At 67.5% G+C, this 6,955-nt stretch carries 10 protein-coding genes; 7 read left to right on the forward strand and 3 right to left on the reverse strand.

Going from position 1 to position 6,955, the window contains the following annotated elements; genetic code table 11:
* Nucleotides 1-108: 108 nt before the first annotated feature.
* The 6 genes from ACWV17_RS31970 (at nt 109) to ACWV17_RS31995 (ending at nt 4,039) form a co-directional block, all read left to right on the forward strand.
* On the forward strand, nt 109-438 hold the full coding sequence (locus tag ACWV17_RS31970; RefSeq protein WP_455362418.1) for a DUF1801 domain-containing protein: 330 nt from the start codon (nt 109-111) through the stop codon (nt 436-438).
* Between the two features lie 28 nt (nt 439-466).
* A complete protein-coding gene (locus tag ACWV17_RS31975) occupies nt 467-703 on the forward strand; it encodes a hypothetical protein (protein WP_455357130.1) in 237 nt (78 codons plus the stop codon).
* A gap of 216 nt (nt 704-919) precedes the next feature.
* Nucleotides 920-1,522, forward strand: coding sequence for a helix-turn-helix domain-containing protein (locus ACWV17_RS31980; RefSeq protein ID WP_455357129.1), 603 nt, complete (start codon nt 920-922; stop codon nt 1,520-1,522).
* 5 nt (nt 1,523-1,527) lie between these two features.
* Nucleotides 1,528-2,193, forward strand: a complete 666-nt coding sequence (locus ACWV17_RS31985) for an SRPBCC family protein (RefSeq protein WP_455357128.1) — start codon at nt 1,528-1,530, stop codon at nt 2,191-2,193.
* A gap of 164 nt (nt 2,194-2,357) precedes the next feature.
* Nucleotides 2,358-3,347 (forward strand): sigma-70 family RNA polymerase sigma factor, encoded by a 990-nt coding sequence (locus ACWV17_RS31990; protein ID WP_455362415.1) that lies wholly within the window; start codon nt 2,358-2,360, stop codon nt 3,345-3,347.
* 275 nt (nt 3,348-3,622) lie between these two features.
* Nucleotides 3,623-4,039 (forward strand): aldehyde dehydrogenase family protein, encoded by a 417-nt coding sequence (locus ACWV17_RS31995; RefSeq protein WP_455362416.1) that lies wholly within the window; start codon nt 3,623-3,625, stop codon nt 4,037-4,039.
* A 99-nt stretch (nt 4,040-4,138) separates the two neighbouring features.
* On the opposite strand, the gene ACWV17_RS32000 is transcribed toward ACWV17_RS31995, so the two are convergent.
* Genes ACWV17_RS32000 through ACWV17_RS32010 form a run of 3 tightly spaced genes read right to left on the reverse strand, consistent with a single transcriptional unit; the run spans nt 4,139 to nt 6,026 of the window.
* On the reverse strand, nt 4,139-4,741 hold the full coding sequence (locus tag ACWV17_RS32000) for a response regulator transcription factor (RefSeq protein WP_455357125.1): 603 nt from the start codon (nt 4,739-4,741) through the stop codon (nt 4,139-4,141).
* Nucleotides 4,738-5,895, reverse strand: coding sequence for a sensor histidine kinase (locus ACWV17_RS32005; protein ID WP_455357124.1), 1,158 nt, complete (start codon nt 5,893-5,895; stop codon nt 4,738-4,740). Before ACWV17_RS32005 ends, ACWV17_RS32000 begins: the two co-directional genes overlap by 4 nt.
* A gap of 8 nt (nt 5,896-5,903) precedes the next feature.
* Entirely contained in the window at nt 5,904-6,026 is a 123-nt protein-coding gene (locus ACWV17_RS32010; protein ID WP_455357123.1) for a hypothetical protein, read from the reverse strand.
* Between the two features lie 275 nt (nt 6,027-6,301).
* Between ACWV17_RS32010 and ACWV17_RS32015 the strand changes: the two genes are divergently transcribed.
* The coding region (locus ACWV17_RS32015; RefSeq protein ID WP_455362417.1) for an ABC transporter ATP-binding protein at nt 6,302-6,955 on the forward strand (654 nt) is incomplete at its 3' end.

Below are 6,955 nucleotides of genomic sequence, written 5' to 3' on the forward strand. Positions count from 1 at the left end.
GACCACACACAGAAGGTAGAGCGATTTCATGGCCGGCAAGGGCATCGTGACCACCGACGACAGCGTCTTCCGAGAGATGACCCAGGCGTCACCCGAGGCATCCGGAACCTGGCCGCGGCCTGCCGCGCCCTGATCTTCGACGTGCTGCCCCAGACCGTCGAGGTCGTCTGGACCAGCCAGCGCTCCGCCGGCTACGGCACCGGCCCGAAGAAGATGAGCGAGCAATTCTGCTGGCTGGCGCCCTTCACCAAGCACGTCGTCTTCGGCTTCTACTACGGCACCGGCCTCCCCGAACCCGACGGGCTCCTCGAAGTCACCGGCGCCAACATGCGCCACGTCAAGATCCGCACCCTTGACGACCTCACCAACCCGGCCCTGCGCACCCTCGTCGAAGATGCCACCACCCACCGCGTACCCCCCATCCAGGTCCGGGACTGACCCGCCCGTCACCGTGGTCATCAACGCCGTGCGAACCCTCACGCAAGGCGCCGAAGCGGAAGCACTGCTCAGCCACAGCACCGCCTACTTCACCCTCCGGGCCCTGCTGTGGGCCGGGGCCCTCATCGCCGTCTTCGCGCACTGGCGATCGCCCGAAGCCGACGGTAAGGACCGGCGTTCCCGCGGCATCATCGCCGCCGGCACCAAGGGCGAGGTCGCCCCGCCCGGCGAGGCCGGCCCGCGTCACCCCAACGCAGCCAGCTGAAGGTGTACCGCTGTGGTGGTGCGCGCATAGGCGCGTACACGGGAATCGTTACGCTCGCGACCTGCAGGAAGTCATGTCGATCTTCGTGTAACGCGAACGATCGTTTGCCGACACTCGGCCACGAGGCGGACACCTTCGCCTCGGGTGATCATCCATTCCGGTTCTCGGCCTGAACACCATTTGACAAATGGATTTGTCAAATGGTGGAGTGCAGGCATGAGAGAAGAGCTGGACGTGCTGCGCGAGGGGGAACGCCTACGCGGCAGGCTGTCCCCGCTGCGACGCCGTCTGCTGGAGGAGCTGCATGAGCCGGCCTCGGCCACGGTCCTCGCTGCCAGGTTGGGTGAGACCCGTCAGCGGCTGAACTACCACCTTCGCGAGATGGAGAAGGGCGGCCTGGTGGAGCTGGTGGAGCTGCGCCAGCGCCGGGGCAGGACCGAGCGGGTGGTGCGGGCCACCTCGCGCGCCGTGGTGGTCGCACCGACTGTCATCGGCGAGCCCGCACCGGCCGGCCAGGACCGTTTCGCCGCTGACGCTCTGCTGTCCGCCACTGCCCGGGCGTTCAGCGATGTGGCGGAGATGCGTGAGCGCGCGGAGGCGGTCGGCAAACGGCTCGTCACCTTCACCATTGATACCGAGCTCGCTTTCGCCGAGCCCGCCGATGTCGAACGCTTCGCCGACCAGCTTGCCGCCCGTGTCGCCGAGCTGGCCGCTGAGTTCCACACCCCCCAGTCCGGGCGCCGCTTCCGCGTCCTCATAGGCGGCCACCCCGCCCGCGGCGAAACCGCCGACCACGAACCCACTGAGAAAACGGAGTGACGACCATGACCGAGCCCAAGCCCTTCCAGGTCGAGACCGCCATAGAGGCCCCGCTGGACACCGTCTGGCAGGCGCTGACCGAGCCGGAGAGGATCCGCGACTGGTTCGGCTGGGACTACGCCGGCCTCGACGGGGAGATCCGCCACATCTTCGTCGATCACGCAAAGCAGCTGCCGGGCCACCGGATCGCACTGGGCGACCTGGGTGACGGCCAGGAGATCCAGCTCTCGGCCGACGGCCCGCGCACAGTCGTGCGGGTGGTCCGCCCCGGTGATCTCTCCGATGCACGGTGGGCCGACATCTACGACGGCATAGAGGAAGGCTGGCGCACCTTCTTCGAGCAGCTGCGGTTCCGGCTGGAGCGACAGCCCGACCAGGGCCGCCGGACGATCTACCTGACCGGAACGGCGGACGCAGCCGCGGTACGGGAGAGGGTTCAGAAGTCGGGTACCGAGGTCTGGCACTCCAGCCGCTACCAGCACATCGTTATCGACGCGGCCGGGCACCTGGTCGCCGTCGGCGCCCAGCAGCCACTGGACACCCCCGGCACCGGTCCGGCCAGCATCACCGTGTCGGTGTACGGAATGGACGATGCTGCCTTCGCCGACCTGCGCAAGCACTGGGCAGACCGGTGGGAAACCCTCGCCCAGCACCCCGAGGTCACGACGTAGACGTAGGTGAAATGCGATGTCGGAGGGTGTTGTCGACAAGGTGCTTCGCACCGTCGAGAGCACCCTCTGGTCAGCGACCTCGACGATCGCAGAGGGGGCACGAGGAGAGGGGCCTCACATCCGGCGGTACGTATCCGCCGTCGGCTCCGCCGCGTCGTTATCGCGTGAACACCCCCTTCCACGAGGAGCCGCACGCCATGCCCCACACCGACCCGACACCGGGCGTACTGCCCCAGCCGCTGTTGAACAACGTCGGTGCTGCCCGTCACGCGTTCCTGACCGCGCTGGACCCGCTGCGCCCGGAGCTGTACCGCTACTGCCGTCGACTGACCAGCAACGTCTGGGATGCCGAGGACCTGATCCAGGAGACCCTCACCCGGGCCTTCACCCGGGCGGCCCAATCCCATCAGGCGGTGCAGCGGCCCATGGCCTGGCTGGTCAGAATCGCCACCAACGCCTATCTCGACAGCCTGCGCCGGCCGGCACCTCTGCCTCTGGACCTGCCCGAACGGGCGACACCCGCGGACGCCGACCCGGCGGAAGTACGAGACGCCCTCGCGGAGATCACCACCCTCCTATCACCCCAGGAACGGGCGGCCCTCGTACTCAAGGACGTCTTCGACCTGCCGTTGAAGGAGATCTCCGCGATGCTGAACACCAGCGAAGGCGCCGTCAAGGCCGCGCTGCATCGCGGACGGGGGCGGCTGAACGAGACCGACCGCGACACCGCTCGCGGCCGCCGCCACGCACCTGAGCGGCCCCTGCTCGACGCGCTCGCCGCGGCGTTCTCCGCCTACGACCTCGACCGACTAACCCAGCTGTTCCTCACCGACGCCGTCAGCGAGGTCACCGGCATGGTTCACGAGGTCGGCCGCGACAGGATCGCCGCCGGCTCCCTGCACCACACCCTCTACCTCGAAACCGACGTGCGCTGGCGCGCCGAAGTCCGCGAACTCGACGACGAGCCCCTGGTACTGCTGTGGGCCACGCCGACCGATGCCGGCGCCCCCGAGGCCCTGGAAGACGTCCTGCGCGTGCAGAGTGCCGACGGCGGCATCAGCCACCTGCGCTGGTACTACTTCTGCCCGGAAACACTCACCGAGGTCGGCGAACGGCTCTGCGTGCCCTACCGCACCCACGGCTACCGGCACTGACCGTCCGTCGCGGAGTGATGACGCGGGAGCCGGCCTGCCACTGCCCAGGCCCCTGACGGGCCCCACCTGCCAGGCGTCCGGGCGAGGTAGTGACGGCCCCCGCCCGGGCGCCTGGCACGTTCACCTCGCCCACTCGTACCCGTCCCCGCTCCATCCGGCGTCCCGCTCGTCACCGTCGAGCAGGTCGTTCACCTCGTCCTCGGTGAGCTCACGCTGGTCGTCGACGCTCCTCATGATGCAGCCAGCACCACCGCATCGCCCTGATCCGCAAGATCATGACCAGCGACAATCTCCCGCTCATGGAACGGATCGCGGCAGCCCTGATCCTCCTCTATGCCCAGCCCGTCCCAGCTACTGGAACACCGACCACTCGATCACAGACTCCTACCGATACGACACCCCTCAACGGCCCGCTCGTGCACCAAGGGGCGGTCGACCTCATGGACCAGCGCGTGCCGGAGGCAGTGTCCCCGGGCGCCACGGTGCGCACCGGCGGGACGCATGAGGGACTGGTGTACCAGCCGACCATCCTGACCGACGTTCCCTACGGGGCGACCGTGTCCAACGAGAAAACCTTCGGCCCCCTGGTCATCGTTGAGGCGGTTGACACCGCGGAGGAAGCCGTCACGGTCGCGAACCGCGTCAAGCATCACCTGCTTGCGACCCTTCATCTCGGCAGCGATGCCGGCTAGCGTCGAGCCACATCGTCGATGGTGGCCGGATCCACCGTGGAGCGAACGACGGCCGGGCTAACCGGGGTTGAGCGTCGTGCTGGCATATCCCGTGCGTCTCTACAGCCAGTCGTGTTCCCGTGCGTAGCGCGCTGCTTCGTGACGGGTACGGGTCTGGGTCTTCTGCATGGCGTTCGAGAGGTAGTTGCGTACGGTGCCCTCCGCCAGGTGGAGGCGGGTGGCGATGTCCGCGACGGAGTACCCGTCACGAGTGGCTCGCAGGACGTCGATCTCCCGGTCGGTGAGTGGGCAGTCGTCGACGATGGCGAGTGCGGAGACGTCCGGGTCGATCCAGCGTTTGCCCTGGTGCAGAGTGTTGATGACCTGCGTGATGTGCGCGGGTTCCGCCGACTTGCTGACGAAGCCCTGGACTCCGAGTTTCAGGGCTTTGCGGAGGACCCCGGGCCTGGCATGGCGGGTCAGCATGAGGATCACCTGGTCCGGTCGCGCACGGCGGATCCCCGCGACAGCACCGAGTCCGTCCACGCCGGGCATCTCCAGGTCGATGACGAGCACGTCGGGCCGGTGGAGCAGTGTGGCCTGGATGGCCGATTCGCCGTCCTGGGCTTCGGCGAGCACCGTGATCTCGCCTTCGAGAGTCAGCAGCGACGCCAGCGCTTTACGGAGCAGGGCCTCGTCGTCGGCGAGTACCACGGTGGTCATCGGTCGTCCTCCCGTGCCGCGGGTGGCGGCGTCGCTGAGCGAGGGTCCGGGAACGTGGCCGCTGTGAGGAAGCGCCCGTTGTCCTGCTCCACCGTCAGCGCGCCTCCGTTGTCGCTCACTCGTTCCTTGAGGGTGCCCAGTCCGCTGAGCACGGGGAGGGGAGCCTCCTGAGCGCCGTCGTTGACGATGGTGATGCTCGACTCCGAGAGAGTGATCCGCACCCGGGTGGCCTGCGCGTGGCGGAGGATGTTGGTCGTCGTCTCGCGGAGGACCTGGCCGAGCAGCGCGTTGACTCTCTCGTCGGCGTCAGCCTCACGGTTGACACGCACGCGGATGCCCGCGGCTTCGAGGAGGTTCTTCGCGTTCTCCAGTTCCACGGACAGGTTGAGCCGCCGCTGTGCGTGGGCGAGCTCCTTGGTCTGGGTGATCGTGTCGCTGAGCAGGGCGTGCACCTCCCGTAGTTCCTCCTCCACGCGCCCGATGTCGCTGCGCAGCAGCTTCTCGGCCAGCGTGATCTTCAGCTTCACCACATGCAGTGTGTGGCCCTGGATGTCGTGCAGGTCACTGGCGAAACGTACGCGTTCCCGGATGACGGCCAGCTCCGCCTCGCGATCCCGCGACTGCTCCATGATCTTGTAGAACTGCTGGTTGGCGAACAGGAGGCCGGTCACGATCACGGTGACGCCCGTGGGGATCAGGACGTACTGGATGAGGACGCCGAGGACATCGTCCTGTGCTGCTGGTTCCATCAGCCTCGCCGTGCCTACTGCGGCGACGAACGCGGCCAGCCCCAGGGTCGCCGCACCTCGGTGGCGCGGCAGCTCAAGGATGAAGTAGGGGCCCACGATCAGAATGCCGTAGAACGCCGTGCGACTGTCGGCCACCAGCACGCCGAACGGCCACACGGCCGCAGTGATGATCAGGCAGGGGAGCGCGACGCGGGAAGTATCGCCTGCCGTCCACCGCTCGACGACCACCAGGGCCGCTACCACGCCCAGGCTCAAGACGGCGGCGTCCCACCAGGCCCGGGCATCGCGCGCCACCAGCAGCGCCCCTACGGCAGCCAGCAGCGGAACGAACGTAATGAGGTTCCATCGGCGCAGCCGCCCCTGCGTCGTCTCGGTGTGCCCGAGCATCTTGTTCTGCGCTCGCATGATTGGTCTCACCGGTCGCCACCTGGCCGCTGAGTGAGCAGGCCGAGCACAGGGGTCGCCAGAGCGGTCACCATGGTGAGGGCCGCGGCTGTCCACGTCAGCAACTGGTTGTTCTGGGACCAGAGCTCCATGCCGTCAGGGTAGAAGCCGACGCCGAGGCAGTGGACGAAGAAAGCAGCGCAGACCAGGAGTGACGGCTCACGGGCCGACAGCAAAACGCATGGGGGCCGGGTGGTCATGTGCAGCACTCCAGTATCGAACAGCAGAGTCTGCCGCGCAGTATTCTTCCCCGCTCGGTCAGTGCACCAGTGTCACTGCGTCATGCGCTCACCCTAAGGATTGTCATGGCGGGCTGATGACACCACGCCACTGCCGGACGAGCGTGATGACGGCTGAAATCGATCGTATGACCTCGACACCAGTGATCGACGTGGAACGTCTGAACCTCAACTACGGCGACTTCCATGCTGTCAAAGACCTGTCCTTCCAGGTGGCGAAGGGGGAGCTATACGCGCTGCTCGGCACGAACGGCGCCGGCAAGACCTCGACCCTGGAGACCATCGAAGGCCACCGGGCGGCCACCTCGGGCACCGTGCGGGTCTTCGGCCACAGCCCCCGCGACCGGCGCGCCGTGCGGCCCCGGATGGGCATCATGCTGCAGGAGAGCGGCTTCTCCCCGGACCTGACGGTGACAGAATCCGTCCGGCTGATCGGAAAACTCTCCCAGCGCAGCGACAGGGTCGAACGCGTGCTCAGCATCGTCGACCTCACCCACAAGGCCACCACCCAGGTCTCCCAGCTCTCCGGCGGCGAGAAGCGACGTCTGGACTTCGCCACCGCCGTATACGGCAGTCCTGAACTGCTCTTCCTGGACGAGCCCACCACCGGCCTGGACATCCAGTCCCGGGACGCGCTGTGGGACGCCGTGGACAAGCTCCGCGAACGCGGATCCACCATCGTGCTCACCACGCACTACCTCGAAGAGGTGTCGGCGTACGGCCTTAGCTCCCCAGTTGTGTACAGACGAACGTCCCCAGACGTCAGGCCACTTCGGTCTCTC

It is taken from the genome of Streptomyces mabaensis, assembly GCF_053763515.1.

What these genes read in the sequence shown, in the direction of transcription:
- ACWV17_RS31980 (WP_455357129.1), top strand. Translation starts at nt 920, where the DNA reads ATGAGAGAAGAGCTGGACGTGCTGCGCGAGGGGGAACGCCTACGCGGC.
- ACWV17_RS31985 (WP_455357128.1), top strand. Translation starts at nt 1,528, where the DNA reads ATGACCGAGCCCAAGCCCTTCCAGGTCGAGACCGCCATAGAGGCCCCG.
- ACWV17_RS31995 (WP_455362416.1), top strand. Translation starts at nt 3,623, where the DNA reads ATGACCAGCGACAATCTCCCGCTCATGGAACGGATCGCGGCAGCCCTG.
- ACWV17_RS32000 (WP_455357125.1), bottom strand. Translation starts at nt 4,741, where the DNA reads ATGACCACCGTGGTACTCGCCGACGACGAGGCCCTGCTCCGTAAAGCG.
- ACWV17_RS32005 (WP_455357124.1), bottom strand. Translation starts at nt 5,895, where the DNA reads ATGCGAGCGCAGAACAAGATGCTCGGGCACACCGAGACGACGCAGGGG.
- ACWV17_RS32010 (WP_455357123.1), bottom strand. Translation starts at nt 6,026, where the DNA reads ATGGAGCTCTGGTCCCAGAACAACCAGTTGCTGACGTGGACAGCCGCG.